This window comes from Cohnella ginsengisoli, assembly GCF_029525555.1.
GTDB lineage: Bacteria > Bacillota > Bacilli > Paenibacillales > Paenibacillaceae > Cohnella > Cohnella ginsengisoli.
On sequence record NZ_JAPDHZ010000004.1, the window covers coordinates 727,415 to 753,038 of the forward strand.

24 protein-coding genes and 3 pseudogenes are annotated in these 25,624 nt (G+C 59.9%); 21 read left to right on the forward strand and 6 right to left on the reverse strand.

Annotation, left to right across the window (positions count from 1 at the left end; genetic code table 11):
• Positions 1-13: 13 nt before the first annotated feature.
• A complete protein-coding gene (locus OMP38_RS24520) occupies positions 14-1,000 on the forward strand; it encodes an EAL domain-containing protein (RefSeq protein ID WP_277567387.1) in 987 nt (328 codons plus the stop codon).
• 111 nt (positions 1,001-1,111) lie between these two features.
• On the opposite strand, the gene OMP38_RS24525 is transcribed toward OMP38_RS24520, so the two are convergent.
• The 3 genes and pseudogenes from OMP38_RS24525 to OMP38_RS24535 all read right to left on the reverse strand — a co-directional run bounded on the left by OMP38_RS24525 (position 1,112) and on the right by OMP38_RS24535 (position 5,157).
• Positions 1,112-2,308 (reverse strand): sugar phosphate nucleotidyltransferase, encoded by a 1,197-nt coding sequence (locus OMP38_RS24525; RefSeq protein ID WP_338130652.1) that lies wholly within the window; start codon positions 2,306-2,308, stop codon positions 1,112-1,114.
• 195 nt (positions 2,309-2,503) lie between these two features.
• Positions 2,504-4,254 (reverse strand): annotated as a pseudogene (locus OMP38_RS24530) (alpha-glycosidase).
• Positions 4,255-4,338: 84 nt separating this feature from the next.
• Positions 4,339-5,157: an SDR family oxidoreductase gene (locus tag OMP38_RS24535; protein WP_277567388.1), complete on the reverse strand. Its 819-nt coding sequence runs from the start codon at positions 5,155-5,157 to the stop codon at positions 4,339-4,341.
• Positions 5,158-5,300: 143 nt separating this feature from the next.
• Here OMP38_RS24535 and OMP38_RS24540 point away from each other — a divergent pair, with 143 nt between their 5' ends.
• From OMP38_RS24540 to OMP38_RS24615, 16 genes and pseudogenes are all read left to right on the forward strand, one after another.
• A complete protein-coding gene (locus OMP38_RS24540; RefSeq protein ID WP_277567389.1) occupies positions 5,301-6,143 on the forward strand; it encodes a M15 family metallopeptidase in 843 nt (280 codons plus the stop codon).
• Between the two features lie 14 nt (positions 6,144-6,157).
• Positions 6,158-6,379, forward strand: a complete 222-nt coding sequence (locus tag OMP38_RS24545) for a hypothetical protein (RefSeq protein WP_277567390.1) — start codon at positions 6,158-6,160, stop codon at positions 6,377-6,379.
• A gap of 56 nt (positions 6,380-6,435) precedes the next feature.
• Entirely contained in the window at positions 6,436-6,876 is a 441-nt protein-coding gene (locus OMP38_RS24550; RefSeq protein ID WP_277567391.1) for a GNAT family N-acetyltransferase, read from the forward strand.
• A gap of 22 nt (positions 6,877-6,898) precedes the next feature.
• On the forward strand, positions 6,899-7,453 hold the full coding sequence (locus OMP38_RS24555; protein ID WP_277567392.1) for a hypothetical protein: 555 nt from the start codon (positions 6,899-6,901) through the stop codon (positions 7,451-7,453).
• Positions 7,454-7,511: 58 nt separating this feature from the next.
• Complete coding sequence (locus OMP38_RS24560) at positions 7,512-7,820, forward strand: antibiotic biosynthesis monooxygenase family protein (RefSeq protein ID WP_277567393.1); 309 nt, start codon at positions 7,512-7,514, stop codon at positions 7,818-7,820.
• Between the two features lie 18 nt (positions 7,821-7,838).
• Entirely contained in the window at positions 7,839-8,348 is a 510-nt protein-coding gene (locus OMP38_RS24565; protein WP_277567394.1) for a GNAT family N-acetyltransferase, read from the forward strand.
• 528 nt (positions 8,349-8,876) lie between these two features.
• Complete coding sequence (ltrA, locus tag OMP38_RS24570; RefSeq protein ID WP_277564517.1) at positions 8,877-10,268, forward strand: group II intron reverse transcriptase/maturase; 1,392 nt, start codon at positions 8,877-8,879, stop codon at positions 10,266-10,268.
• Between the two features lie 167 nt (positions 10,269-10,435).
• Positions 10,436-12,505, forward strand: coding sequence for a bifunctional aldolase/short-chain dehydrogenase (locus OMP38_RS24575; RefSeq protein WP_277567395.1), 2,070 nt, complete (start codon positions 10,436-10,438; stop codon positions 12,503-12,505).
• A gap of 44 nt (positions 12,506-12,549) precedes the next feature.
• Positions 12,550-12,921 (forward strand): sensory rhodopsin transducer, encoded by a 372-nt coding sequence (locus OMP38_RS24580; protein WP_277567396.1) that lies wholly within the window; start codon positions 12,550-12,552, stop codon positions 12,919-12,921.
• A gap of 79 nt (positions 12,922-13,000) precedes the next feature.
• On the forward strand, positions 13,001-14,263 hold the full coding sequence (gene rhaA / locus OMP38_RS24585; RefSeq protein WP_277567397.1) for an L-rhamnose isomerase: 1,263 nt from the start codon (positions 13,001-13,003) through the stop codon (positions 14,261-14,263).
• 29 nt (positions 14,264-14,292) lie between these two features.
• A pseudogene (locus OMP38_RS24590) lies at positions 14,293-15,763 on the forward strand (rhamnulokinase).
• 29 nt (positions 15,764-15,792) lie between these two features.
• A pseudogene (locus OMP38_RS24595) lies at positions 15,793-16,564 on the forward strand (DeoR/GlpR family DNA-binding transcription regulator).
• A 216-nt stretch (positions 16,565-16,780) separates the two neighbouring features.
• Positions 16,781-17,509, forward strand: coding sequence for a (Fe-S)-binding protein (locus OMP38_RS24600; protein ID WP_277567398.1), 729 nt, complete (start codon positions 16,781-16,783; stop codon positions 17,507-17,509).
• Positions 17,506-19,023, forward strand: coding sequence for a LutB/LldF family L-lactate oxidation iron-sulfur protein (locus tag OMP38_RS24605; protein WP_277567399.1), 1,518 nt, complete (start codon positions 17,506-17,508; stop codon positions 19,021-19,023). Before OMP38_RS24600 ends, OMP38_RS24605 begins: the two co-directional genes overlap by 4 nt.
• Positions 19,010-19,771 (forward strand): LutC/YkgG family protein, encoded by a 762-nt coding sequence (locus OMP38_RS24610; protein WP_277567400.1) that lies wholly within the window; start codon positions 19,010-19,012, stop codon positions 19,769-19,771. The genes OMP38_RS24605 and OMP38_RS24610 overlap by 14 nt, the downstream gene beginning before the upstream one ends.
• The gene (locus OMP38_RS24615) at positions 19,752-20,531 is read left to right on the forward strand and encodes a FadR/GntR family transcriptional regulator (protein WP_338130631.1); all 780 of its coding nucleotides are present in this window, start codon (positions 19,752-19,754) and stop codon (positions 20,529-20,531) included. The genes OMP38_RS24610 and OMP38_RS24615 overlap by 20 nt, the downstream gene beginning before the upstream one ends.
• 461 nt (positions 20,532-20,992) lie before the next feature.
• Here OMP38_RS24615 and OMP38_RS24620 read toward each other — a convergent pair whose 3' ends face one another.
• Positions 20,993-21,529, reverse strand: a complete 537-nt coding sequence (locus tag OMP38_RS24620; RefSeq protein WP_277567401.1) for a TVP38/TMEM64 family protein — start codon at positions 21,527-21,529, stop codon at positions 20,993-20,995.
• 256 nt (positions 21,530-21,785) lie between these two features.
• Here OMP38_RS24620 and OMP38_RS24625 point away from each other — a divergent pair, with 256 nt between their 5' ends.
• The 4 genes from OMP38_RS24625 to OMP38_RS24640 all read left to right on the forward strand — a co-directional run bounded on the left by OMP38_RS24625 (position 21,786) and on the right by OMP38_RS24640 (position 24,287).
• Complete coding sequence (locus tag OMP38_RS24625; protein ID WP_420869729.1) at positions 21,786-23,123, forward strand: deoxyguanosinetriphosphate triphosphohydrolase family protein; 1,338 nt, start codon at positions 21,786-21,788, stop codon at positions 23,121-23,123.
• Positions 23,124-23,203: 80 nt separating this feature from the next.
• Complete coding sequence (locus OMP38_RS24630) at positions 23,204-23,608, forward strand: MerR family transcriptional regulator (protein WP_277567402.1); 405 nt, start codon at positions 23,204-23,206, stop codon at positions 23,606-23,608.
• Entirely contained in the window at positions 23,580-23,891 is a 312-nt protein-coding gene (locus OMP38_RS24635) for a thioredoxin family protein (protein WP_277567403.1), read from the forward strand. The genes OMP38_RS24630 and OMP38_RS24635 overlap by 29 nt, the downstream gene beginning before the upstream one ends.
• 198 nt (positions 23,892-24,089) lie before the next feature.
• Positions 24,090-24,287 carry a cation transporter gene (locus tag OMP38_RS24640; RefSeq protein ID WP_277567404.1) on the forward strand — a complete coding sequence of 66 codons (198 nt, stop codon included), beginning with the start codon at positions 24,090-24,092 and terminating at the stop codon, positions 24,285-24,287.
• Positions 24,288-24,372: 85 nt separating this feature from the next.
• Here OMP38_RS24640 and OMP38_RS24645 read toward each other — a convergent pair whose 3' ends face one another.
• Entirely contained in the window at positions 24,373-24,579 is a 207-nt protein-coding gene (locus OMP38_RS24645; RefSeq protein WP_277567405.1) for an alpha/beta-type small acid-soluble spore protein, read from the reverse strand.
• A 147-nt stretch (positions 24,580-24,726) separates the two neighbouring features.
• On the reverse strand, positions 24,727-25,512 hold the full coding sequence (locus OMP38_RS24650) for a helix-turn-helix domain-containing protein (protein WP_277567406.1): 786 nt from the start codon (positions 25,510-25,512) through the stop codon (positions 24,727-24,729).
• Positions 25,513-25,624 lie beyond the last annotated feature (112 nt).

Below are 25,624 nucleotides of genomic sequence, written 5' to 3' on the forward strand. Positions count from 1 at the left end.
AGGAAGTGTGCAGATGAGTTGCCGATCATGCTTGGCAGGAGAGTCCTTATACGAAGTGCGGCTGTCCGATCCCGAAAATGAAGCCGTGGCCGGCGCGATCGCCGGATTTTTGGAGGAACGCGGCGCGCCGAAGCAAAGCAAGCGGGACACGATCCTGCTTCGCGAATCCGCAGTCGCCGATTTTTACGATTTTTGTCTCGATCATATGAGCCCGGCATCGATGGATTATCGCGTGAACGAAGGCGATTGGAAGCCGATCGGCGCATTGCCGGACGAATTGCGCGAGCGCTGGGTGGAAGGCATTATCGCGGAGGAACGCGTCGTGACGTACGCCCAGCCGATCGTGGCGGCGGACGGAGACATTTACGGATACGAGGTGCTTGCGCGATTTTTAGACGATGACGGCAAGCTGCTGTCGCCGGCTGATGTATTCGCGGCGGCGAAGCGGCGCAACCGGCTTTATGCGCTCGATCGCATGTGTCGTATGGCTGCCGTGCGGAGCGCCGTTCATCTGGAAGGAAAAGTATTCATTAATTTCATTCCGACGTCGATCTATTCCCCGCAGCATTGTCTGCGGACGACGACCGCTTTGTCGCGCGAGCTGGGTCTGGACGCATCCAGATTCGTTTTCGAAGTCGTGGAGAGCGAACAGGTCGAAGACCTTGACCATCTCAAGTCGATTTTGTCTTACTATTCCGAACAAGGCTTCAGCTATGCGCTGGACGACGTGGGAACGGGGTTCAGTACGCCGGAGCTGCTCCGCGATATCAAGCCTCACTATATGAAGTTGGACCGCGGCGCCGCGGACGGCGTAAGCGGCGACCCGGCCAAGCAGCGAACGGCGGGCGAACTGCTGAGCGCAGCTATGCAAGTCGGTGCCGTGCCGCTGGCGGAGGGCATCGAGCGCGAGGAAGATTACCGCTGGCTCCAGGCGCTCGGATACCGTCTGTTCCAGGGTTACCTGTGGGGCAGGCCGGAGGCGATACGGCCGGTCGACTGATCACGGTGCAGTCGAAGCGCAAGCGTGTCCCTGCGAATATCCGGCGTCCGACGCGTAAAAAAAGAAGGCGTGCTCCCCATAACGGAGCGCGCCTTCTTCAATAAACGGCGATTATTCGGCGATCGTGAGCAGGGCGGCCGGTTGGTCCAGCTTGCCTGCGCCGACGATGCGGTCTTTCATGTCCTTGATGCGGTCGAAGGCCGGAGCCATGTACACATTCGCCTTGACGCGTTCGCCCGGGGCGATGACGACGATGTCCGCACCGTCGCCGACGATCGCATAGTCCTCGATAATGGCGCCTTCGCCGATGATCGCGCGATTGATCTTCGCATGCTTGCCGATCTTCGCGTGCGGCATGACGACGCTGTCCCGGATGACGCTGCTCGCGCCGATCTGGCTGCCGATCGAGACGACGGAGCGATCGATCTCGCCGCGAGGCGTGACGCCCTGATGAATAAGCGACCCGCGGATTTGCGCGCCTACGCCGGAAGAGAAATGCACGACCGAAGACAGGGCGGAAGCGTTCATCGGCCATTCCGGCGTGCCGATGTGAACGGCGCCGTCCAGTAGATCCATGTTGGCTTCCCATAGGCTGCCGATCGTGCCCACGTCGCGCCAGTAGCCGCCGAACTTGTAGGCATGGAGCGGTTCGCCGTCAGCCAGCATCCGCGGGATGACGTCCTTGCCGAAGTCGCGCGAGGAAACGGGATCTGCCGCGTCCTGCAGCAAAAGGCGACGCAGGTCGTTCCAGCGGAACACGTAGACGCCCATCGAAGCGAGGTTGCTCTTCGGCGCGGCGGGCTTTTCGGCGAAGTCGACGATTCGGCCATCTTCGTCCGTGCTCATGATGCCGAATCGGCTCGCTTCCTCCCAGGCGACGTTCTTCACGACGATCGTCGCGCTTGCGCCGCTTTTGCGGTGAGCGGAGAGGAGGGGCGCATAATCCATTTGGTAAATGTGGTCGCCGGAAAGGATCAGCACGTCCTCGGGCGCATGACTGTCGATGTAATCTATATTTTGAAAGATCGCGTCGGCTGTGCCTATGTAGCCTTCGCCGCCAAGACGGTCTGCCGGCAGCAAGGTTTGGCCGCGCTGCGCGCGCGGACCGGCGCTCCATGTTTTAGCTTCGCTTAAGTATTGGTGGATGGATTCGGAGCGGTACTGCGTAACGATGCCGATATTATCGATGAAGGAGTTTAAGCAGTTGCTGATCGGAAAATCGATGATGCGTTGTTTTCCACCGAAAGGTACGGCCGGTTTGGCCCATTGCTGCGTTAGCGGATGCAGCCGCTTGCCTTCCCCCTCCAGCTAATAGCATGGCTAAAACCTTTTGCTTGCTCATCCTCTGCTCTTCCTCCTTGAAAATGACTGCCAGATCAATCATAGATAGTAATTAACCAACGCATATATAACTTGAAACTAGAACTTATTTTTCAATTGTGAACAAAATGTGTCCGAAAAAAAAGATACCTGCATGTGCAATGCAGGTATCCGGGTAGCGCGTTATACGATGGAGCGGCTTAAGATCCGGTATCCGAGCGGCTCCAGGCCGATGTGCATGAGTCCGTCCTCCGGCTTGACCGGTTCGCCGCTCAGCGCGTCGATCCAATCGTCGGCGATCATCGGATGGACGAGGACCGTCTCCTTTTCGGAGTTGTTCATCCATATGGTGAAATGATGATTCCCGTCGATCCGCTCGTAGACAACCGCACTGTCTCCGGCTTCGGCCTTCAGGAAGCGGAAGCGTCCCGAGCGGAGCACTTGATTCGATTTGCGCAGATCGATCAGCAGTCTGTAAAAATCGAACAGCTCGCGATCCTGGCGCTTGAAGTCCCACTCCATGCATTTGCGGCAATCCGGGTCGCCGTCTCCGGCAAGCCCGACTTCGTCGCCGTAGAAGATGCAGGGCGTCCCGATAAACGTAAGCAAAAACACGATCGCGAGCTTGAGCCTCCGTTTGTCGGACCCCATCATCGTCAAAATGCGCGGCGTGTCGTGGCTGCTCAGCATATTGAAGACGACTTCGTTCGTTTGCTGCGGGTAACGCATCAGAACGTTGTTGATCTTGCTCGCGAAGTCGCCGGCATCGGCTTCGCCCGGACTGAAAAATTCGTTCACGCGATCGGCGAACGGATAATTCATGACCGAATCGAATTGGTCGCCGAGCAGCCAGCGAAGCGAGTCGGACCATACTTCGCCGATAATATAAGCCTCGGGATTGATGCTTTTGACCGTCCGCCGGAAGTCCCGCCAGAACGAATGGTCGATCTCGTTGGCGACGTCCAGGCGCCAGCCGTCGATGCCGACTTCCTTAAGCCAGTATTCGGCGACGCCGAGCAGGTAGTGTTTGACCTCCGGGTTGGCCGTATTGAGCTTGGGCATGGAGGCGAAAAAACCGAACGTGTCGTAGTTCGGATTGCCTTCCTCGATACGGACCGGATAATCGTAAATATGATACCAATGCTTGTACCTGGATTTTTCGCCGTGCTTTACGATGTCCTTAAACGGGTGGAAGTCTACGCTCGTATGGTTAAAAACGGCGTCGAGCACGATTCGGATGCCTTTATCGTGTGCGGCGTCGACCAGCTTTTTTAAGCGTCTTGGCATCTCCGAAATGCGGGTCTACTTTTCGGTAATCGATCGTATCGTATTTATGGTTGCTTGGCGCCTCGAACACCGGCGTCAAATAGACGGCGGTCACGCCCAGCTCCGTCAAGTAATCGAGCCGGTCGACGATGCCTTGAAGATCGCCGCCGAAGTGGCCCTCGCGCGTCGGCGTGCCGCCCCAGGGAAGCGTTCCTTCGGGATCGTTGGACGGATCCCCGTTGGCGAAACGGTCTGGCATGATCTGATAGAAAACCGCCGACTTCGTCCACTCGGGCGGCGTAAATATATCGATCTCGTGAATGAACGGCATCTCGTAATAACCGCCGGGCGGGTACGGCTCTTCTCCGAAGATGCCGGATTCGATCATCCAGACCCGGTCGCCGCCGGATTCCATCTTGAAGCCGTACGAGAACCGCTTGCGTTCGGGTTTGACTTCGCATTCCCAATAATCGAACAAGCCGTCGCTGGCGATTTTCTCCATGCGGCAATCGTGATGGTGACGCTCCCAATCGTATTTGTCGCCGGTGACGGCGACGACGCTGTCGACGTCGTCTTTTTTTGGTCCTCACTCGCAGATGGAAGGTGTCCTTGTCATAGGAATAAGCCCAGTTGCTGCGCGGGGAATGGTAGAAGCATTCGAGCTGCATGACGCGCACCTTCTTTGGCTAATATGTTTGCGGCGGTCGGGCCTGGGCTTGAACGAATTCGATCGTCCGTCTGCGATTCCGGAATCAGCCGTGAATAAGAGATTCCGCGCCGTCGATGTAGATCGGCGTCCCGGTAATATGCGAAGACTCGTCGGAAGCGAGGAACTTGACGAGGCTGGCGACCTGCTTGGCGCTGCCCGGCTTGTGGCGCAGCGGCTGGTCGCCTTCGGGAAATTCCACCGGTATCGCGATCTCGTCGACCTCGGGCCTGCGGTCCGTATTTTCCTCGATGTTCGTCTCGATCGCGCCCGGACAAATCGCGTTGACGCGGATGCGGTATTTGGCAAGCTCGAGGGCGGCCATCTGCATGAAGGCGACCTGGCCGGCCTTGGACGTGCTGTAGGCGCTGAAGCCGAAGTTGGAAAAGACGCGGTTGCCGTTAATGGAGCTCGTAATGATAATGCTGCCGCCGTGTTTTTTGAGCGCGGGGACCGCGTACTTGACCGTGAGGAAGGTGCCGGTCAGGTTGATGCCGATCGTCGTGCTCCAATCGTCGAAGCCCATGTCCTCGATCGGCAACAGTACGCCGTTGATGCCCGCATTGGCCACGACGATGTCGAGCCGGCCCCATGTATCGAGTACTTTTTGCACGGCGGCCTCCATATCGGCTTCGACGGAGATGTCGGCCTCGACGGGGATCGCTTCGCCGCCGGCGCCTGCGATCTTATGTACCGCCTGCTCCAGCTCGTCGTCGCCGCCCCTTCCGAGCAGCGCCACCTTCGCGCCGTCGCGGGCGAGCCTGATTGCCGAGGCGAGCCCGATGCCCGATGCGGCGCCTGTGACCAGGGCGACCTTTCCTGCAAGATCGCCGTTGCCTGCGCCGGCTTGTGCAGCGTTAGCCATGTTCGATCGCTCCTTTAATTCGCAGTTGGTTTTCCACACAAAGGTATACCCGCCGCTTTGCAAGCTGCAACAACTCGCGCTTCATCCGCGATGGAATGATGCTATAATAATGGTTACGATCGCGCGAAGGAGGAGGCCTAAGCATGCGCAGCAAATGGATGGTCCCGCTCGCGGTCGCTTTGTCCGTCGCCGCGGCGCCAGCCGTCGACGCAGCAGCCACGTTCGGCATGACCGCTGCGGCTTCGGCCGCTTTATCCGCCCGGATCGGCGAGATCACGGCCGGGACGGCAAGGCCGGACACATCGACCTTGGCGGTTTCGTCGTCGGACACGCAAGCCGCCGAGCCTGCCGAGCGTCCGCCGGCCAAGAAGCGCAAGCTGCCTAAAGGATTCGTCTATCTGGACGAAGTTATCCCTGCGGCCCAATACGATATACGCTATTTTAGCGATTACAACTTCGTAGGCGCCCGCGTCGAAGGGTACAAGGCGCCATTTGCGGTCATGACGCAGCAGGCCGCCAAGGCGCTGAAGGCGGTTGCAGGCGATCTCGCCGCCAAAGGCTACAAGCTCGTTATTTACGACGCTTACCGCCCGCAGAAGGCGGTTGATCACTTCATTCGCTGGTCGAAGGATCCGAAGGACCAGAAGACGAAGGATATCTTTTACCCGGACACGGACAAGAGCAAGCTGTTCAAGCTCGGTTACCTTGCCAGCAAGTCGGGGCATTCCAGAGGCAGCACGGTCGATCTGTCGATCGCGAGCGTCGAGACCGGCAAGCTCGTCGACATGGGCGGCAGCTTCGACTTTCTCGGACCGGTGTCGGCGCATGGCGCGAAGCTCGCGAACGCGGCGCATACGGCGAACCGCAGCCTGCTGAAGAAGGCGATGGAAAAGCGGGGCTTTAAGGCTTACAGCAAGGAATGGTGGCATTATACGCTAGCGAAGGAGCCCTATCCGAAAACGTATTTTGATTTCGACGTTGAGTAGGAGGCGGACGAAGGATGCTATGGATTGTCGTAATCTCGGCGATGTTGCTATTCTCGGTCATTGCGGCGTTTTCCGATAAAGAGGGCAAGACGCTCGGCAGCCTGGCGCAAACGGCGACGGTTTTTTGTTTGATTTATGCGCTCTTTTACGAACGCGGGCATGCGGTTCTTTGCGTGCTGGCATCCGTGTCCTGGACGGTATTTCAATTTTCCAAATCGGATACGAGATGGAGATAAACGTATATTTAATGACAATAATTATTGCAGTTAAATAACATAAAAGGGTGACGGGCATGCTGGTTGACGTAAAAGACCGACTGGATCAACGCCAAATCTACGAGCTGCTAGAGTTGTCCGTATTTCCGGATCCCGACAGCATCGTGAAGGTGCTGAACGAATACAAGGGAAATCCGCGATTGCATATCCAAGGCTACGAAGACAACGGGGAGATCATCGGCGTCATCGGCTACGAGACGGATGAAGACCGCGTCGCGACCATCCGTCATATCGCGGTCGATCCGGACGAGCGGGGCAAAGGATACGGCAGGGGGATGGTCCTGCATCTGCTGAGCGCCGCCGATCCCGAGCGCATCGAAGCGGAGACGGACGAGGACGGCGTGAATTTCTATCGCAGCATCGGCTTCGCCGTACATAGCTTGGGCGAAAAGTATCCGGGTACGGAGCGTTTCCGCTGCATGTACGTGGTCGAGCCGGACGAAGAGGAAGACGACTAACGAACGAGGAGAGGTTCATCGCATGCGGGCGATAATCGATTTGTTCGGCTATTTAATTTTAGTAGGCGGTACGATCGTCGGCTTGATGAGCGGCTCCGTCACCCTCATCGTACTCAGCCTATTCGGCGGTCCCGTTTTGTTGGGAGTGTCGCATTTGATCGGCATCGCGGAGAATGTGCAGGCGCACTTGCTCGACCTTCCTCCGACGATGGATACGGTACGCAGCTTCATCAAGAAAGCACCGGAATACGCCATCGACGGCTCGGATGCCGGGATCGAAGTTTATCCTTCGGCGGACGCCAATTACGAATGGATCGAGCTGAACGGCGACGTTTATATGCGGTCCAAGCCGTTCCGCAAATATATCGAGCACGTCGACAATCGGTATTCGTTCGCGCTGCCGGGCCGTGAGACGGTCGTTCTACGCGCTTTCGACCATTATTACAAAGGCGCGCCTCTATTTTGGAGCGACGGACATGCCTATGTCATGTTGAGCGCCATCGGCCTGACGGGCGTCAGGGAGAACGACCGCGTCGCACTCCGAGCGATCCATCCAGCAGAAGAAGCGATCGATTAATAGGCCGGGCGTTATGGTTGCAAACGTACGCGTATGCGAATTTTCCGGAGGTGTACTGATGATCCTTCAATCGGCGACGCTCAACGTCAAGCCTGGCATGGCAAGCGAATTCGAGAGCAGCTTCCGCAAGTCCCAAGCGCTGCTCGCCGGTTCGAGAGGCTATATTTCGCACGAGCTCCACAAATGCGTGGAGCAGGAAGGCCGCTACATGCTGCTCGTCAAATGGCAATCGCTCGGCGATCATGTCGCCGGTTTCATGGGTTCCCCGGCGCGAGCGGCGTGGGAGTCTGCGCTGCAGGGATTTTACGAAGACGAGCCGGAGAGCGATCATTACATCCGCATCCGTTTGGACGAACCGTTTCCATAATGGAAAAGAGGGAATACATTGTCGCAGCACGAAGACTATCGCATCGAAATCGCCCGGTTCGAGGATCTGGCGGACATCGTCTCCATCTACAATTCGACGATCGCGGGCAGACAGGTGACGGCGGATCTGGCGCCGGTGTCGGTCGAGAGCCGCATCGGCTGGTTCGAGGCGCATCGGCCGAACCGGCATCCTTTATGGGTATTGCGCAGAGAAGGGCGAGTCGCGGGATGGCTAAGCTTTTCGCCTTACCATAGTAGAGCGGCATATGATGCGACGGCGGAGCTCAGCATCTACGTCGCCGAGTCCGACCGGGGACTTGGCCTGGGCGGCTTGCTCATCCGGCATGCCATCGCGGCAGCGCCGCCGCTCGGCATCAAGACGCTGGTCGGGCTCGTCTTCGGACACAACGAACCGAGCCTCCGCCTCCTCGGCAAGCACGGCTTCGAACGGTGGGGACAACTGCCGCGCGTCGCGGAGCTCGACGGGGTCGAGCGGGACCTGGTCATCGTCGGCCTGCGCGTCTGCTGAAGCGGTCGAGGAGACTTCGGAGTGACGCTATTGTTATTTTCGTACATGCCGGCAAAGCACCATGGTGTTTGTTTTTATTTCGAGAACATCCTCTTTTGGGAGGATGTTTTTTTGTTGTACGCCCAGCATGGGCGTCATCTTTAGGGTGAAAGTCCCGAACGGGGGCTGGCGAGCGCCTACCGTAGCCAAGGGCAAGGGTGTCCGTCGCGAGGCGGAATCTGAAGGAAGCCGGAGGCAAATGCACGGGCCAAGGTATACGAACTGGATTCGAGGCAGGGTTAGCCGGATGAGTTGTCAACACACAACGAAATCCAAAGCCGCCAAGGGCTAACCCTGTAAACTCCAGTGGTCGCGGGCAGACAGATGGCGTTCTTATCTGGGGAGGCCTGCGGGATGAAAAAAAAGCGAAGTCATTTCGTAACCGCAACCGGGAGGTTGCGCTGAACCCGCAGGAGTCAGCAGAGGCCATAGTACGCAGACTGTTGCAACAGCTGCGGAAGGGCCGAACCGAAAGGAGAGAGGAAACCGATGCGTTCGCGCGATGAGCAACGACAGCCGAATATCCCGCAAGGGAGCTTGCTGCAAAGAGAAGCGGTGAAGCCGCAAGGGTATGCAGGAGCGCCGAGTTCATCGCCGGCACAAGTCGCCCCTTCCTCTCGCAAAGCCAGTAACGACTTGCTGGAGCGGATGCTCGAGGGCGCAAACCTGAGGGACGCGTACAAGCGAGTGGTCCAAAACGGAGGAGCGCCCGGTGTGGACGGTGTAACGGTAGCGCAGCTACAAGCTTACCTGAAAACGCACTGGGAGTCGGTGAAGACCGAACTCCTCGCGGGAACCTACAGACCTGCGCCCGTCAGACGGGTGGAAATCCCCAAACCCGGAGGCGGCGTACGGCTGCTTGGCATCCCGACCGTGATGGACCGACTGCTACAGCAAGCGCTTCTGCAAGTGATGAATCCGATTTTCGATGCCGAATTCTCTCCAAGCAGCTACGGCTTTCGGCCAGGCAAGCGTGCGCACGATGCGGTGCGGCAGGCTCAATCCTACATCCAGAGCGGACTGCGCTGGGTCGTAGACATGGACCTGGAGAAGTTCTTTGACCGGGTGAACCACGACATGCTCATGGCCAGAGTGGCACGTAAGGTGACGGACCAACGCGTCCTGAAGCTGGTTCGCGCCTATCTGAATGCCGGCGTCATGGAGAACGGGGTTTGCCAGCGAACGGAGGAAGGGACGCCGCAAGGCGGACCGCTTAGTCCACTACTGGCAAACATCCTGTTGGACGACCTGGACAAGGAGTTAACGCGCAGAGGACTGCACTTCGTCCGCTATGCGGACGATTGCAACATCTTCGTAGCCAGCAAACGCGCCGGAGAACGCGTCATGGGGTCGGTGGTTCGCTTTGTAGAAGGAAAGCTAAGACTGAAAGTGAACCGGGAAAAGAGTGCGGTAGCCAGACCGCGGGAGCGAAAGTTTCTAGGATTTAGCTTCATGAACAACCGGCAAGCGACGATTCGATTGGCACCAAAGACGATTTCTCGGTTCAAGGACAAGGTCCGGGAACTGACGAACCGTACGAAGTCTATGCCAATGGAGGAACGGATAAACCGGCTAAACCGCTATACGATGGGGTGGCTGGGCTACTTCCGGATGGCTGCTGCGAAGAAACACCTCGAGCAATTCGATGGCTGGATTCGTAGACGGCTGCGCATGTGCCTGTGGAAGCAATGGAAGCGAGTGCGAACGCGCATCCGCGAACTAAGAGCGCTGAATGTACGGGAGTGGGCCTGTTATGTCATGGCCAACTCCCGGCGCGGCCCTTGGGAAATGTCCCGGAACATAAACAACGCCCTTCCGACCTCCTACTGGGAGGCAAAAGGGCTGAAAAGTCTGCTTACTCGTTACAAGGAGCCTTGTTAACCTTTTGGAACCGCCGTATGCGGACCCGCATGTACGGTGGTGTGAGAGGACGGAGGCTAGCCGCCTCCTCCTACTCGATTTTATCCGAAAATGCATATTCAAAAATAAACAAAGATGATATAGTGAAAACAAAAGAAAACAAAACACTTATTCGGAGGTCTCATCTCATGGTTCAAAGCTTGTGGAATTCCTCGGAAGCATCGAAGCAAGAAAACGCGCTCGATCAGCTCGTCTACCGCTCCAACATCATCGGCGCCGATCGCCGCGTCTGCAACTGGGGCGGCGGCAACACGTCCGCGAAGACGATCGTGAAGGACTTCCGCGGTCGCGACGTCGAAGTCATGTACGTGAAGGGAAGCGGCTCCGACCTCGCTTCGATGAAAGCCGGCAACTTTACGGGCCTCCGCATGGAAGACATCCGCCCGCTGTTCGAAAAGGACGAGATGCCGGACGAAGAGATGGTCGCCTACCTCGTCAACTGCATGATCGACGTGAAGCACCCGCGCGCCTCGATCGAGACGCTGCTGCATGCGTTCCTGCCGTTCAAGCACGTCGACCATACGCATCCGGATTCGATCATCAGCCTGTGCTGCGCCGACAACGGCAAGGAGCTGGCCAAAGAAATCTTCGGCGACCGCTTCGTATGGGTGCCGTACATCCGCCCGGGCTTTAAGCTCTCCAAAATGATCGCCGAAGGCGTGCTGGCCAACCCGAACGCGGAGCTCGTCCTGATGGAAAAGCATGGCCTTGTCACCTGGGGCGAGACGAGCGAGGAAGCTTACGCGCAAACGATCAAGATCATCAGCGAAGCCGAAGCGTTCATCGAAGCGCGCGTGAACGCCGCCACGCTGTTCGGCGGCGTTAAGCACGCCGCGCTGCCGGCCGACGTCCGTCGCAGCATCGCCGCGCAAGTCATGCCGACGATCCGCGGCGCCGTCTCCGACGCCAAGAAGATGATCCTGTCGTTCGACGACGCGGACGACGTGCTGACGTTCGTCGGCGGCGAACGCTCGCCGAAGCTGTCCCAAGTCGGCGCCGCTTGCCCGGACCACCTCGTGCATACGAAGGTCGTGCCGCTGTTCATCGACTGGACGCCGAACGCGGACGACGTCGAAGGCCTGAAGGCGATCTTGAAGGAGAGCGTCGCGGCTTACAAGGAACAGTACAAAGCCTACTTCGAGCGCAACAAAAACGAAGGCGACGTCATGTTCGAACCGGCGCCGCGCGTCATCCTCATTCCGGGCGTCGGCATGATCAATACCGGCAAGAGCTGGGCGATGTCCCGAGTAAGCGGCGCGCTCTACCACCGCGCGATCGCGGTCATGCGCGGCGCGACGGCGCTCGGCGAATTCGTTTCCCTAAGCGAGAACGAATCGTACAACGTCGAGTACTGGCCGCTCGAGCTTTACAAGCTGACGCTGGCGCCGGCCGAGGCCGAGTTCTCGCGCAAGGTCGCGTTCATCACCGGCGGCGCGGGCGGCATCGGCAGCGAGACGGCTCGCCGCCTCGTATCCGAAGGCGCGCACGTCGTGTTGGCTGACCTTAACCTTGAAGGCGCCGAGAAGATTGCGGCCGAGATCAATGCCCGTTACGGCGACAACCGCGCGATCGCGGTCAAGATGGACGTGACGAACGAAGAGGCGGTTCAAGCCGCTTACGCGGCGACCGCGCTTGCCTACGGCGGCGTCGACATTATCGTCAACAACGCGGGTCTTGCGACCTCCAGCCCGTTCGAAGAGACGTCGCTGAAGGAATGGAACCTGAACATGAACGTGCTCGGCACCGGCTATTTCCTGGTCGCCCGCGAAGCGTTCAAGCTGATGAAGGCGCAAGCGGTCGGCGGCAGCATGGTGTTCATCGGCTCCAAAAACTCCGTGTATGCCGGCAAAAACGCCACCGCCTACAGCGCGGCCAAGGCGCTTGAAGCGCATCTGGCACGCTGCATCGCGGCCGAAGGCGGCGAACACGGCATCCGCGTCAACACGATTTTGCCGGACGCGATCCTGCAGGGCTCCGCGATCTGGAACGGCAGCTGGCGCAACGAACGCGCCGCGGCTTACGGCATCGAGCCCGACCAGCTCGAGGAGTACTATCGCAAGCGTACGACGCTGCTCGTCAACATCTACCCGCGCGACATCGCGGAAGGCGTAGCGTTCTTCGCTTCCTCGAAGGCCGAGAAGACGACCGGCTGCATGCTCACGATCGACGGCGGCGTACCGGCCGCGTTCACGCGCTAATCGCCCGCATGGCGGTTCAATAGCCGACGAAGGAGGATTCGCGCATGCCCCAAGCGACCGGCGAAAAGCGTTGGTTCATACCGGACGCCTACATTCCCGAGCACAGCGCAGGCCAGCTGACGAGCCACGAATCGGTATGCGTGCTGAACACCGCATCCGACGACGCGCTGCTGCAGTTCACCATTTATTTCGAGGACCGCGATCCGATCGAGGACATTCTGGTCGTCGTGCCGGCACGGCGCACGCGTCATATTCGGACATCTTCGCTGGCCAAGGACGGCAAGAGCATTACGCCCGGCGTGCCGTACGCGATCGAAGTGCGCAGCGACATCAAGGTCATCGTGCAATACAGCCGTCTCGACGCGACCCAAGCGGAAAACGCGCTCATGTCGGTCATGGCGTTCCCGATTCAATAACTTTAAACGAATAGAAAGCCCGAGCGGCGCGGCGCACGACCCGCGTCGCTCGCCTGGCTTATATAAGGAGGAGACCCTTTTGCCATCTAACGAAACGACCAAGCAGTACGAAGCGGCCAAGGCCCTATACGCGGCTCACGGCATCGACGTCGACGCGGCGCTCAAAAAGCTGTCCGAAATCAAAATTTCCATGCACTGCTGGCAGGGCGACGACGTGCGCGGCTTCTTGAATCGCGACCAGGACCTGACGGGCGGCATCGCGGTCACGGGCAACTATCCCGGCGCGGCGCGCACGCCCGACGAGCTTCGGGCCGACCTGGAAAAAGCGTTCTCCCTCATTCCCGGCAAGCACAAGGTGAACCTGCACGCTATCTATGCGGACACCGACGAAAAGGTGGATCTCGACGCGATCGAGCCCCGTCACTACGAGCGTTGGGTGGAGTGGGCGAAGGCGCAGGGGCTGGGACTCGATTTCAATCCGACCTGCTTCTCCCATGAGAACTCCAAGGACGGCTTCACGCTTAGCCACGCCGATCCGAAGGTCCGCGATTTTTGGATCGAGCACTGCAAGCGCTCCCGCCGCGTCGGCGCCTACTTCGGCGAACAGCTCGGACAGACCTGCGTCACCAATGTCTGGGTCCCGGACGGCTTCAAGGACAATCCGGTCGACCGCCTCGCGCCGCGCAAGCGTCTGAAGGATGCGCTCGACGAAGTGTTCGCGGAGGAGCTGAACCCTGCGCACAACCTCGACGCCGTCGAGAGCAAGGTGTTCGGACTTGGCGCAGAAGCGTATACGGTCGGTTCGCATGAGTTCTACATGGGCTACGGCTTGCAAAATAACAAGCTGATCTGCCTGGACGCCGGCCACTTCCATCCGACGGAGGTCATCTCCGGCAAGCTGTCTTCGCTGTCGCTGTTCGCAGAGGGCATGCTGCTGCACGTGAGCCGTCCGGTCCGCTGGGACAGCGACCATGTCGTCATTCTCGACGACGAGCTGTTCGAGATCGGCAAGGAGCTCGTTCGCGGCGATCTGCTCGGCAAAACGCATATCGGCCTGGACTTCTTCGACGCCAGCATCAACCGCGTCGCGGCTTGGGTCATCGGCACCCGCAACACGATCAAGGCGCTGCTTCAAGCGCTCCTCGAGCCGACGGACCTGCTGCGCAAGGCCGAACTCGCAGGCGACTACACGTCCCGCCTGGCGCTGACCGAGGAGTTCAAGACGTATCCGTTCGGCGCGATCTGGGACTATTATTGCGAATCGCAAGGCGTGCCGGTCCGCGAGCGTTGGCTCGAAGAGGTCAAGTCGTACGAACGCGACGTGCTCGCCGCGCGCGGCTAAGCAAGGATAGATACTGGAGGTAGCTGAAGATGGCCGACATATTGGCTTACGATCTGGGAGCGAGCAGCGGCCGGGCGCTGCTCGGCAGGCTGAAGGACGGACGGATCGAGACGGAGGAGCTTCACCGGTTCCCGAACGATCCGGTCCAGGTCGGCGGCAGGCTCCACTGGGACATTCTCCGGCTTCTGCACGAGATGAAGCAGGCGCTTCTGAAGGCCAAGCAGCGCGGCGTCGACATACAGAGCATCGGCATCGACTCCTGGGCCGTCGACTTCGGCTTCGTCGGCGAGAGCGGAGAGCTGCTCGGCAATCCCTATCATTACCGGGACAGTCATACGGCAGGCATCATGCCCGTGCTGTTCGCCGCGATTCCCGAAGCCGAGCTGTTCGCCAGAACCGGCATTCAATTTCAGCCGTTCAACTCGATTTTTCAGCTGTACGCGCTGAAGTCCGCCGGCAATCCGTTGCTGCGCGAGGCCAAGCGCTTCCTGATGATCCCGGATCTGCTGCGCTACTTCCTGACGGGAGACATGCACGCCGAATTCACCAACGCGACGACGACCCAGCTGTTCAACGCGACGAAGAAGGATTGGGACCAAGCGCTGCTCGCGAAGTTGGGCTTGCCGTCCGAATGGTTCGGTCCGGTCCTCGCGCCCGGTGACCGGGCCGGCGCGCTCAGCGAAGCGGTGACCGAGGAGCTCGGCGTGCCGGCGATACCGGTATACGCGGTCGCCGAACACGACACCGGTTCGGCCGTCGTCGCGGTACCGGCGCTTGACGAGCAGTTTGCCTATCTCAGCTGCGGGACGTGGTCGCTGATCGGCACGGAGGTGACCGAGCCGGTACTCACGGACCGCGCGCGGGAATTGAATTTCACGAACGAAGGCGGCGCGTATGGCACGTACCGTCTGCTCAAGAACATCATGGGCTTATGGATCGTCAACGAATCCCGCCGAGCCTGGGAGCGGCAGGGCAGCGTTTATTCGTTCCCCGAGCTGGTCGCGATGGCCGAGGAAGCGCCGGCGTTCGCCGCCTTCATCGATCCGGACGACGAACTCTTTCTTCCGCCGGGCGACATGCCCGGACGGATCGCCGAGTATTGCCGCCGCACCGGGCAGCAGCCGCCGGTAGGCGTCGGACAAGCGATGCGCTGCATTCTCGAGAGCCTTGCGCTCAAGTACCGTTACGCGCTCGAGCGGGTCGAAGAGCTGACCGGCGTTAGCTACGGCGGCCTTCATATGGTCGGCGGCGGCATCCAGAACACGCTGCTCTGCCGCTGGACCGCATCCGCCATCGGCAAGCCGGTCTGGGCCGGTCCGGCCGAGGGGGAGCGCGATCGGCAATCTCGCGGTCCAGTGGATCGCGTCCGGCGAATTGGCCGACCTGCGCGAAGCGCGCCGGGTCATCCGCGACTCGTTCGACGTCGTGACCTACGCGCCCGCGGACACGGCTGCCTGGGAAGACGCCTACGGAAAATTCTTGCGGACGACGTCGCTATAGAAGTAGGATAGAGGAAAGGAGGACGCCGAATGCTCGTCGCGGAACGTTATGAAAAAATCGTAGAGCTCGTTAACGAACGCGGCAGCATCCGCGTGTCCGAGCTGTCCGACCAATGCGGCGTGACGGAAGAGACGATCCGACGCGATCTCGACCGGCTGGAACAGGCCGGACGGCTGCGGAGGTCGCACGGAGGCGCCGTAAGCGTCAAGGATCTGGACGTGCAGACGCAGCCGGAGACGCCTTACTCCGAGCGCGAGATCATCCGCGCGGACGACAAGCGGCGCATCGCCATCGAGGCGATCAAGCTCATCTCGCCCAACGACCGGATCCTGCTGGACGCGAGCTCGACGGCGTGGTACATGGCCCGCGAGATGCCGGATATCCCGCTCACCGTGCTGACTAACTCCATCAAGGTCGCGCTCGAGCTTTCCGGCAAGGAGAAGATCGAGGTCATCTCGACGGGCGGCCAGCTCGCGCGTAGGTCGCTGTCGTACGTCGGGCCGCTCGCCGAGCGCTCGCTCGACGCGTATCACGTCGACAAGCTGTTCCTCTCGTGCAAGGGCGTGCATCTCGAGCGGGGGGATCAGCGAGTCTAACGAGCTGCAGGCGCGCATCAAGAACAAGATGATCGGCATGGCCGATAGCATCTACGTGCTGGCCGACTCGAGCAAGTTCGGCTTGCAGGCGTTCACGCACGTATCCGATTTGTCCGAGGTGAACCGGATCGTCACCGACCGGCGCTTGCCGGGCGAGATCGTGCGCGAGCTCGAGTCGCGCGGCATCGCCGTAAGCATCGCCTGACGATGTTGGGGCGGTCGAAGCCGCGTTCTTCCGATCATTCGAAGTCGAGTCCTGCCGGAGCGCGTGCGATCCGGCGGCATTCGCTCATTTTGTGACAACAACGTGAGTGAAGAATGGCTATTCCTAAGAGATCGGCGCAGACTTGTCTGCGCCTTTCCCGTCACCAACCTGTCTGACAACCTGACATATCCAATCGAAATCGCGAGGTGTCACGCTATGAAGGTTTCATTGTTCATCACCTGCCTCGGAGACGCCATTTACCCGCGCGTCGGCGAGGCGATGGTCCGGGTGCTCGCGCAGTACGGCGTGTCGCTCGAATTTCCGAAGACTCAAACCTGCTGCGGCCAGCCCGCCTTCAACAGCGGCTATTGGCAGGAGGCGCGGGCGAGCGCCAAGACGATTCTCGACGCCTTCGAGGACAGCGACTTCGTCATCTCGCCGTCCGGCTCCTGCACGGGGATGATTCACCACTATCCGAAGCTGTTCGAGTCCGATCCGGTCCAGCTCGCACGGGCGGAGCGCCTTCGGGACAAATCTTACGAGTTCACGCAATTTCTCGTCAACGTGCTCGGCGTGACGGACGTGGGCGCCAGCTTTCCGCACAAGGTGACCTATCATCCGTCCTGTCACGGCACGCGGCTGCTCGGCGTCAAGAACGAGCCCATGGCGCTCATGTCGAACGTGCGGGGTCTTGAATTCGTACCGCTGCCGTTCGCGGAGGACTGTTGCGGGTTCGGCGGCACGTTCGCGGTCAAGATGGCGGACATCTCGGGTGCGATGGTGTCGGAGAAGGTCGATCACGTGAAGGAGACCGAGGCCGAGGTGCTGGTGGGACTCGACATGGCCTGCCTAATGAACATCGCGGGCAACCTGCGTTATCGCGGCGAACAAGTGCGGGTCATGCACCTGGCAGAGGTGCTGGCGGAAGGAGCGGGTCTGGCATGAGCGCGCAAAAGGGAAGAGCGACGGTCAAGGAGCGGGCGGAGCTGGCGCTGAACGACGAGTTTCTCGTCAAGGCGGTCAAGTTCACGACCGAGCGGCTTCGCAACGGGAAAAAAAACGCCTCGGCGGAGCACGGGAATTGGGATGAGTGGCGGGAGCGGGGACGGCAGATCCGGCTGCATACGATCGCCCATCTCGACTACTATTTGAATCTGTTCGTCGACAACGCGCGCGCGAACGGCGTGCACGTGCACTTCGCCGACAAGGGCGAGGACGCGGTCGCCATCGCGATGGACATCGCGCAGCGCAAGGCGGCCAAGACCGTCGTGAAGTCCAAGTCGATGGTTTCCGAGGAGCTGCACCTGAACCACGCACTCGAGCAGATCGGCGTCGAAGCGATCGAGACCGACCTCGGCGAATACATCATCCAGCTGGCGGGCGAGATGCCTTCGCATATCGTCATCCCGGCGATTCACAAAAACCGCTACCAGATCGCCGATCTGCTATCCGAGGTGGCCGGGGAGAAGCTGGAGGCGGATACGACCGTGCTCGCGGGCTTCGTGCGCAAGAAACTGCGCGAGAAGTTTCTCGAGGCGGACATCGGGATGACGGGCTGCAACTTCGCGATCGCGGAGACAGGCTCTATGGTTCTATTCGAAAACGAAGGCAACGCGCGCATGGTCACGACGGTGCCGAAGACGCAAATTACGCTAATGGGCATGGAGCGCATCATTCCTTCGTTCGAGGATCTCGAGGTAATGGCGACGCTGCTGCCGCGCTCGGCGACCGGACAGAAGCTGACGATGTACATGTCGGCGATCACCGGTCCTAAGCGCACGGCCGACGCGGACGGTCCCGAGGAGATGCACATCATCATCGTCGACAACGGGCGTTCCCTGCAGCTCGGCGATCCCGAATTCCAGGAGCTGCTCAACTGCATCCGCTGCGGCGCTTGCCTGAATGCCTGCCCTGTGTACCGGCATATCGGCGGCCACGCCTACGGCAGCACGTACAGCGGCCCGATCGGCGCGGTGCTCACGCCGGCGCTCAACAAGAACGTCGCCGAGTGGGACGACATCGCCAATGCGTCGAGCTTGTGCGGCGCTTGCTACGAGGCCTGTCCGGTCAAGATCCCGCTCCATGAGATGCTCATTTACCTGCGACGCCGCAAGGTGGAGACGGGCAACGGCAAGGCGGTCGAGACGGCCGGCATGAAGGGCTTCGCGGCGCTCACGGGCTCGAGCGCGGCGATGAAGGCGGCGCTCGCGATCGGCAAGATCGGCCAGCGGCTCGTCGTGCGCGGCGGCGAGATCCGCACGAAGCTAGGACCCTTGAAGGGCTGGAACAGCTACCGGGTAACGCCAAGCTTGCCGAGGCGCTCCTTCCGCGACCGTTGGGAGAAGCTCGACCGCGAGATGGACGCCAACCGGCCGCAGATGGCGCCGGACATGAAGCGAAGAATGGAACAGATCGTCAAAGAGCGGGGACAAGGAGGCGGCGGACATGGCGGACATTAAGCAGCAGGCGGGACTGGCGGGCGGAGAGGCGGAGCACGCGGACTGGCTGGCGGAGATGGAGCGCGCCTCCCGGGCGAAGCAGGAGACATTCATGAACGGCATCGCCGCGAGGCTGCGACATCCGCGGATGACGTCGAAGCCTGCGCAGCCGGCGCGGGGCGCACCGGACTTCTGGCGGACGTTCGACTGGACGCCGGAGGAGCGCGTCGAACGCTTCGAGGCGAATTGGCGCAGCGTCGGCGGACATACCGCCCGCGCCAAGGATTTGGCTGACGCCGGACGCTTTATCGCCGAGCGTGCGCAGGAACTTAGCGCGCGCATCATCGTGCGGCAGGATCAGGAAGAACTGGCGTCGCTGGCCCTGGAGTCGTCCGTTCCAGAGGCCGAGGTGTCGGTCTGGAACGCGGACGAGGATGTTTCTTGGAAAGCGAGGGCCGCCGAAGCCGATATCGGCGTCGTGCTGGCCGACCAAGCGCTGGCCTACACGGGCACGGTCGTCGTCCGTTCGGCCTCGAATAAGGGCCGATCGGTATCATTGCTGCCGACCGTGCTGTTCATTCTAATTCCCGTCGAGCGACTGGGCACCCGGCTCGGCGAAGCGCTCATCCCGATGGACGAGGGCGGTCGCGAGGCGCTGCCGGCCGGCGTCCATTTCATCACGGGGCCGAGCCGGTCTTCGGACATCGAGAACGATCTGACGATCGGCGTCCACGGACCCGGCGTCGTCTATGCGGTCATCATCGGCTGAAGCGAAGCCGTTCAAGGAGGCGAGACCGATCGAAGCGAAGCGGCTGACCAAGCGCAATCATTATGAAGAGATCGCGATGCAAATCCGTCGCCAAATCGAGGACGGGCGGCTGAAGCCCGGCGACAAGCTCCCGTCGACGCGGGAGATCTCCGAGCAATTCGGCGTCGGCCGGTCGACGACGCGCGAAGCGCTCAGCGCCCTGAAGGCGATGGGGCTGATCGACATCCGCCAGGGCGGCGGATGCCGGGTCGCCGCTGCCCCGGAAGCCGGCGCTTCGCAGTTGGGCGCGTCGGTCGTCGAACCGCCCGAGCTCTTGTCTTTGCGTGACGGCCGCAAGACGCTGCTCGAGCTGCTCGAGGTGCGGCAAACGCTCGAAGTGTCGATCGCTTCGATCGCCGCCGCCAAGCGTACGCCCGAGGACCTTGCCGCGCTGCGCGCGCTGCAGATCGAGATGGAAGCAGCCATCGGCGACGACATCGAAGGGGAGCGGACCGACCTTAAGTTTCACCTGCTGCTCGCCAAGTCGACGCGCAACGACATCATGATCTCGCTGTTCGCGTCGATCACGGGCCAGATGGAGCGGGCGATCCGCGATATCCGCCGCGTCGAGCTGTACGCGAACCGCTCGGTCGCGCGCAGACTGTTCGATGAGCACTCGGCGATCCTGGACGCCGTCGCGGAGCAGGAGCCGCTCGCGGCCTCGCTGCGCATGAACGAGCATCTTGCGCACGTGGAGCGAATGCTGCTGCGCCACTTGTGAATGGCATTGCCCGCAAGAAAAGGACGAAGCGCGTGTGCTTCGTCCTTTTTTTATCTGCCGCGAGGACCTATCGATCCAGAAACAATACTGCACGTCGCCCCGCCGCAGCCCGCTCTTTGATCCTATCCAAGAACAATTCCGCTCATCCGACTTCCACCCGCCACAGTTTGTTCCTAACCGAGAACAAATCCGCTCGCCAGACGTCCGCCCGCCGCAGCTTGTTGCTAACCAAGAACAATTCCGCTCATCCGACTTCCACCCGCCGCAGTTTGATCCTAAACGAGAACAATTCCGTTCGCCAGACGTCCGCCCGCCGCAACTTGTTCCTCACCGAGAACAAATCCGCTTGCCCGACTACCGCCTGCCGCTATTTGTTCCTAACCGAGAACAAATCCCATCGCCAACTCCAAAACAAAGTGCCGTTTCTGTCGCCCAGGGACCCTTTTAGTCATCCAAGCAGGTCATCCAAGCAGATACCCCAGCAGCTTCTTCCCGGCGAACGCGTAGACGGCCATCATCGGCAGCTTGCCGAGCGCGGTGCCGGCGATATACGGCAGCGGGCGGATGCCGGCTGCGGCTGCATACAGGTTCACGAGCGGCTGCGGCAGGAAGGGAACGAGCCTGGCGACGAAGACGAACCAGAACGGCCTCCGGCCCAGCCGCTCGGCAAAAGCCTTCAGCCTGGGGCTGCGGTCCAACCAGCCTTCGGCGGCGTCGGCGAGGAACAAGCGCGCGTAAAAATACATGAGCAAGGCCGCGCCCGTCGCGCCGAACCAACTGATCAGCGCGCCGCCTGGCGCCCCGTAAGCGTAAGCGGCGAGCGCGATAAATATTTTATAAGGAAGCACGGGAAATAAAGCGAGGGCTATCGCCAGCAGCAGCATCGTCCACAGCGAACCGGATCCGCTCTGCATCAAGGCGAGCAGCTCGTCCTTGTATAGCCAAAATGCCCAGACGATGAGGCTGTATACTACGATTGCCCATATGATTTTTTTCATAGCTGCACCTTTCGCCGCCGAAACGCCGTTTTATCTCCCCATTCGCGACATTCGCCGGCTCTGTTTCGCCGATAATCGCTCTGTTCAGATTACCGCACGCGGACGCCAGGCCGCAACCAATTCCGTTTGGGCAGACAAGCTGCCGCCGAGCTTACATCAGGCTTGCTTCATCTCCGGTTGGCGCATATACTAATCCAGATATCAACGCCGTTTGGACCAAGCATAGCCGTTCAGACCGCAGAGGAGCAAGAGGCCGATGACCCTCCATAAAGGACAAACGAATCTCCGCAAAATGAGATTGTTCGATACCGAAAACATCCATTCCGGCGAAGACCGCGACGAGTACGAAAAGGACTACGCGCGTCTCATCCAATCCCCGTCGTTCCGACGGCTGCAGGGGAAATCCCAAGTGTTCGGCGCAGGCAGCGGGGACTACTACCGGACGCGACTGACGCATTCGATCGAAGTATCGCAAATCGCCCGCGAGGTGGCCCGCCGGCTGGGCAAGCAGTACGAGCTGCTTAGCAGGAGGGAGCATCCCGGCCTCATGCTCGATCCGGAGGTGGTAGAGGTAGCGGCGCTCGCGCACGATCTCGGACATCCGCCGTTCGGCCATAAGGGCGAAGAGGTGCTGAACGACCTGCTGATGGAGGAGTTCGGCCTGAAGTATGAGGGCAATGCGCAAAATTACCGGATCCTGATGTTCCTTGAAAAACGGGCCGGCAGCGACAGCGGGCTCGACCTGAGCGCCTCGGTGCTGCTCGGCATCAACAAGTACCCGTACAATCTCGACGAACCCGGACGGCTCAAGGGCGTCTATCATATGGAATGGGAAGGCATCCGCTACCTGCGGGATCTGTGGGGCATGCCCGAAGGCTGCGCGACGCTCGAGGCCCAGCTCATGGACTTGTGCGACGATATCGCCTATTCGACGCACGATCTGGAGGACGGCATTCGCGCGGGCAAGATTCCGATGAGCCGGACCTTGTTCGAGGACGAGCGCATCGTGGCGGCGCTCATTCAGGAGATCAAGGACGATCCGGGCAACCACAGCATGAACTGGGAGCAGATCGATTTGCCGTCCATGGTGCGCACGGTGTTGAGCGGCTATCTGGAACAGTGGGAGCAGATCTACGTGGATTGCGGGGGCGAGCCATCGCGGGCGAGGCGCGAGATGAAGGCGCGATGGGTGCGCAAATTCGCCAATCAAGTGGGCATCATTGACGACCCGGCGAAGGGTTGGAAAAAGGTGACGTTCATCCGCGACGGCGCGCAGGACATCGAGCTGCTGCGGACGATGGAAATATTGAAGAAGCTGGCCTGGGTGACGCTGATCAAGGATTTTCGCGTACAAAGGCTGCACAAGCGCAGCGAGGTCATGATTCGCAGACTGTGGGGCAGCTTCAAGGAATACGAGACCGGCAAGTTGATCATTCCGCCGGACTGGCACGAGAGCTTCGAGCAGCACAAGGGACGCTGGCAATGGGAGAGGCTCGTGGCGGACTATTTGTCGGGCATGACGGACGCGTATGCGGAAAAGGTATACGCCGAGTTTTTTGCCAGCCGCTCGGGGTCCATTTACGAACGCGACTAGCGCATCCATGCACCGCTTGACCCTGACATTAATGGCAGGGTGTATGCTGGATTTAGCCGGGAAGGAAGGAGGCGGCCGTCTTGAAAATCGGCGAGCTGTCGCGCAGGACCGGAGCGAGCATCCGCTCGCTTCGCTACTATGAAGCGCAGGGACTGATCGCGCCGCTGCGCGAATCGAACGGGTATCGCGAGTATTCGCCGATGGCCGAAGATCAAGTGCGCACGATCCGCTTTTATTTGCAGCTCGGGCTGACGACGGAGCAGATCGCGGGCTTTCTGAACTGCGTGCTCAGCCGGCCGGAGACGTTTTGCACCGAGGTGCTGCCGGTGTACGAGAGCAAGCTGGCGGACATCGAGGCGCAGATCGCGCAGCTGACGCGCATCCGGGACAATCTGGTCGACCGCATCTCTTCCTTCCGCGGCGAATCCGAGCTAGGCGAAGGAGAGTCGACGCGGGATGAGAGAAGCAAGCGATATGGATTTTGAAAACGCGGTGAGGCGCACGGGCGTGACGTTGGTGGACTTCGGGACGACCTGGTGCCCGCCATGCAAGGCGCTGCTGCCGGTCATCGAGACGCTGGCCGGGGAATACGGCGATCGGGTGTCCGTCGTGAAGGTCGACACGGACGATTCGCCCGAGACGGCGTCAAGCTTCGGCGTGATGGCCAATCCGACGGTCATCGTGTTCAATGACGGCGAGCCGGTGGAAAAGCTCGTCGGGCTGCGCCCGATCGATGCCTACAGGTCGGTGCTGAACCGCTACGTTTGAACCGTTCGACGAGCGGGAAGCCTTCTAGGCCGAGTCAATCGGCTTGGGGGCTTTTTGGCGTTTGACGGTTTTCGTAGCTAATATAGACTCTACGGGCGCTGCTGGCGTTCAATGTCCTAGCGATGAGCATTCTTCTTGACATACCCTACGGGGGGTATATTATATTTAAAGCATTAACTTACCAAGGAGGCTGTACTCGTGAATACGACTTTAAAAGTAGAAGGCATGTCCTGCGGACACTGCGTAAATAGCGTTGAGGGCGCTCTTAAGAAGCTGGGAGCGGAGGCAAAGGTCGATCTGGCGGCCGGCTCGGTAGCCGTGAGCTTTGACGAGAGCATGCTGGGACTCGCGGATATTAAGACGGCGATCGAAGATCAAGGCTACGAGATCGTTTAACGAAAATCACGATTGGGAGTAACTACGAAGGAGCCATCCGCCGATGGCTCCTTTTTTTGGCATAGGGGGAAGGGGATGCCGGGATTCAGAATCTGCCGCCCAATTGCTGTTCGGCGATTTGCACGAGCCGTTTCGTAATATTGCCGCCGATCTGGCCCGCTTCGCGCGTGAGCATATTGCCGTAATAGCCGTCCTGCGGAATCTGGATGCCCAGCTCCCGAGCGATCTCGAACTTGAGTTGTTCGAGCGCGGCGCGGCATTCGGGGACGACGAGTTGGTTGCTTCTGGCCATGTCTATCACCTCCGTTGATGGAGGTTGTTATATCGATTGGCAGTTCCTTCTATTCAACGCTAAACGGCTTTTAAGGATACGAATTGTTTCACGTGAAGCAACATTTTATGCCATTAATCGACTTCGTACGACGATTAATGCCATTAGTTATTTAGAATTACGCTCGTTCATGAAGGAGGCGGGCGGGAAACCCGTCAGTTTTTTGAATATTCGGTGGAAATAAGACAGATCCCGGTAGCCGAGATATTCGGATATCTCGCCGGCCGTAAGCAGCGATTCTTTAAGCATGTAAACGGCCGTCTTGATCCTTACCGCATGCGCGTATTCGCTGATCGTCTGGCCCGTCGCGCGCTTGAACAGCGCCGCCGCGTGATTGGGCGTACGGCCGATCGCCGCGCCGAGCTCTTCCTTCGTGATTTTCTCCCGATAATGGCCAGCGATATAAGCTTTCATCCGTTCGGTCAGCAGCAGGGAGGACGGACTGGGAGGTTCTTTGAGCAATTCGCGGCTCCACACGGCGGCCAGCTCGAGCAAGATCGCCTCGCACCGAACGACGGCGTAGGGCGCCTGTTCCTGCCACTCGCCGAGCATCGTGCGAAGACGGTCGGCCATCCATTCGAACGGCGTGTATTTCGTGACCCGGGGCACGCCCTCGTCGAGCAGCGGCAGTCCGGCGGCCGACTCGCGCGCAGCCAGCAGGGCAACGTACTTTTCGTGAAAAACGTTACCGGACGCGTCCACTTCGCGCGACGCGCATGCGGGGACATACACGATGTCGCCCTTCGAAGCAACGTAAGGGAGGCCGTCGATTCGAATATGCAGTTTGCCGTACGTGACGACAGCCAACCAATCGTAAGGCTGATCTGCGCCGGCCGCGGCCGCGCTCGCATGACCCCGGTCGAGCCGAAAATCGATCAAGCGGATGCTCGTCATTTGAAGCTTCCTTTCTAATCGTACAATAATTTATTAATCATACTATGATTCATATTCAAGCCGCAATTCAACGTCTAATATAGAAGGATAATGTCGAAACAGGCGATGAAGA

What these genes read in the sequence shown, in the direction of transcription:
- OMP38_RS24520 (WP_277567387.1), top strand. Translation starts at nt 14, where the DNA reads ATGAGTTGCCGATCATGCTTGGCAGGAGAGTCCTTATACGAAGTGCGG.
- OMP38_RS24535 (WP_277567388.1), bottom strand. Translation starts at nt 5,157, where the DNA reads ATGGCTAACGCTGCACAAGCCGGCGCAGGCAACGGCGATCTTGCAGGA.
- OMP38_RS24540 (WP_277567389.1), top strand. Translation starts at nt 5,301, where the DNA reads ATGCGCAGCAAATGGATGGTCCCGCTCGCGGTCGCTTTGTCCGTCGCC.
- OMP38_RS24545 (WP_277567390.1), top strand. Translation starts at nt 6,158, where the DNA reads ATGCTATGGATTGTCGTAATCTCGGCGATGTTGCTATTCTCGGTCATT.
- OMP38_RS24550 (WP_277567391.1), top strand. Translation starts at nt 6,436, where the DNA reads ATGCTGGTTGACGTAAAAGACCGACTGGATCAACGCCAAATCTACGAG.
- OMP38_RS24555 (WP_277567392.1), top strand. Translation starts at nt 6,899, where the DNA reads ATGCGGGCGATAATCGATTTGTTCGGCTATTTAATTTTAGTAGGCGGT.
- OMP38_RS24560 (WP_277567393.1), top strand. Translation starts at nt 7,512, where the DNA reads ATGATCCTTCAATCGGCGACGCTCAACGTCAAGCCTGGCATGGCAAGC.
- ltrA (WP_277564517.1), top strand. Translation starts at nt 8,877, where the DNA reads ATGCGTTCGCGCGATGAGCAACGACAGCCGAATATCCCGCAAGGGAGC.
- OMP38_RS24575 (WP_277567395.1), top strand. Translation starts at nt 10,436, where the DNA reads ATGGTTCAAAGCTTGTGGAATTCCTCGGAAGCATCGAAGCAAGAAAAC.
- OMP38_RS24580 (WP_277567396.1), top strand. Translation starts at nt 12,550, where the DNA reads ATGCCCCAAGCGACCGGCGAAAAGCGTTGGTTCATACCGGACGCCTAC.
- OMP38_RS24600 (WP_277567398.1), top strand. Translation starts at nt 16,781, where the DNA reads ATGAAGGTTTCATTGTTCATCACCTGCCTCGGAGACGCCATTTACCCG.
- OMP38_RS24605 (WP_277567399.1), top strand. Translation starts at nt 17,506, where the DNA reads ATGAGCGCGCAAAAGGGAAGAGCGACGGTCAAGGAGCGGGCGGAGCTG.
- OMP38_RS24610 (WP_277567400.1), top strand. Translation starts at nt 19,010, where the DNA reads ATGGCGGACATTAAGCAGCAGGCGGGACTGGCGGGCGGAGAGGCGGAG.
- OMP38_RS24615 (WP_338130631.1), top strand. Translation starts at nt 19,752, where the DNA reads ATGCGGTCATCATCGGCTGAAGCGAAGCCGTTCAAGGAGGCGAGACCG.
- OMP38_RS24620 (WP_277567401.1), bottom strand. Translation starts at nt 21,529, where the DNA reads ATGAAAAAAATCATATGGGCAATCGTAGTATACAGCCTCATCGTCTGG.
- OMP38_RS24625 (WP_420869729.1), top strand. Translation starts at nt 21,786, where the DNA reads ATGACCCTCCATAAAGGACAAACGAATCTCCGCAAAATGAGATTGTTC.
- OMP38_RS24635 (WP_277567403.1), top strand. Translation starts at nt 23,580, where the DNA reads ATGAGAGAAGCAAGCGATATGGATTTTGAAAACGCGGTGAGGCGCACG.
- OMP38_RS24645 (WP_277567405.1), bottom strand. Translation starts at nt 24,579, where the DNA reads ATGGCCAGAAGCAACCAACTCGTCGTCCCCGAATGCCGCGCCGCGCTC.
- OMP38_RS24650 (WP_277567406.1), bottom strand. Translation starts at nt 25,512, where the DNA reads ATGACGAGCATCCGCTTGATCGATTTTCGGCTCGACCGGGGTCATGCG.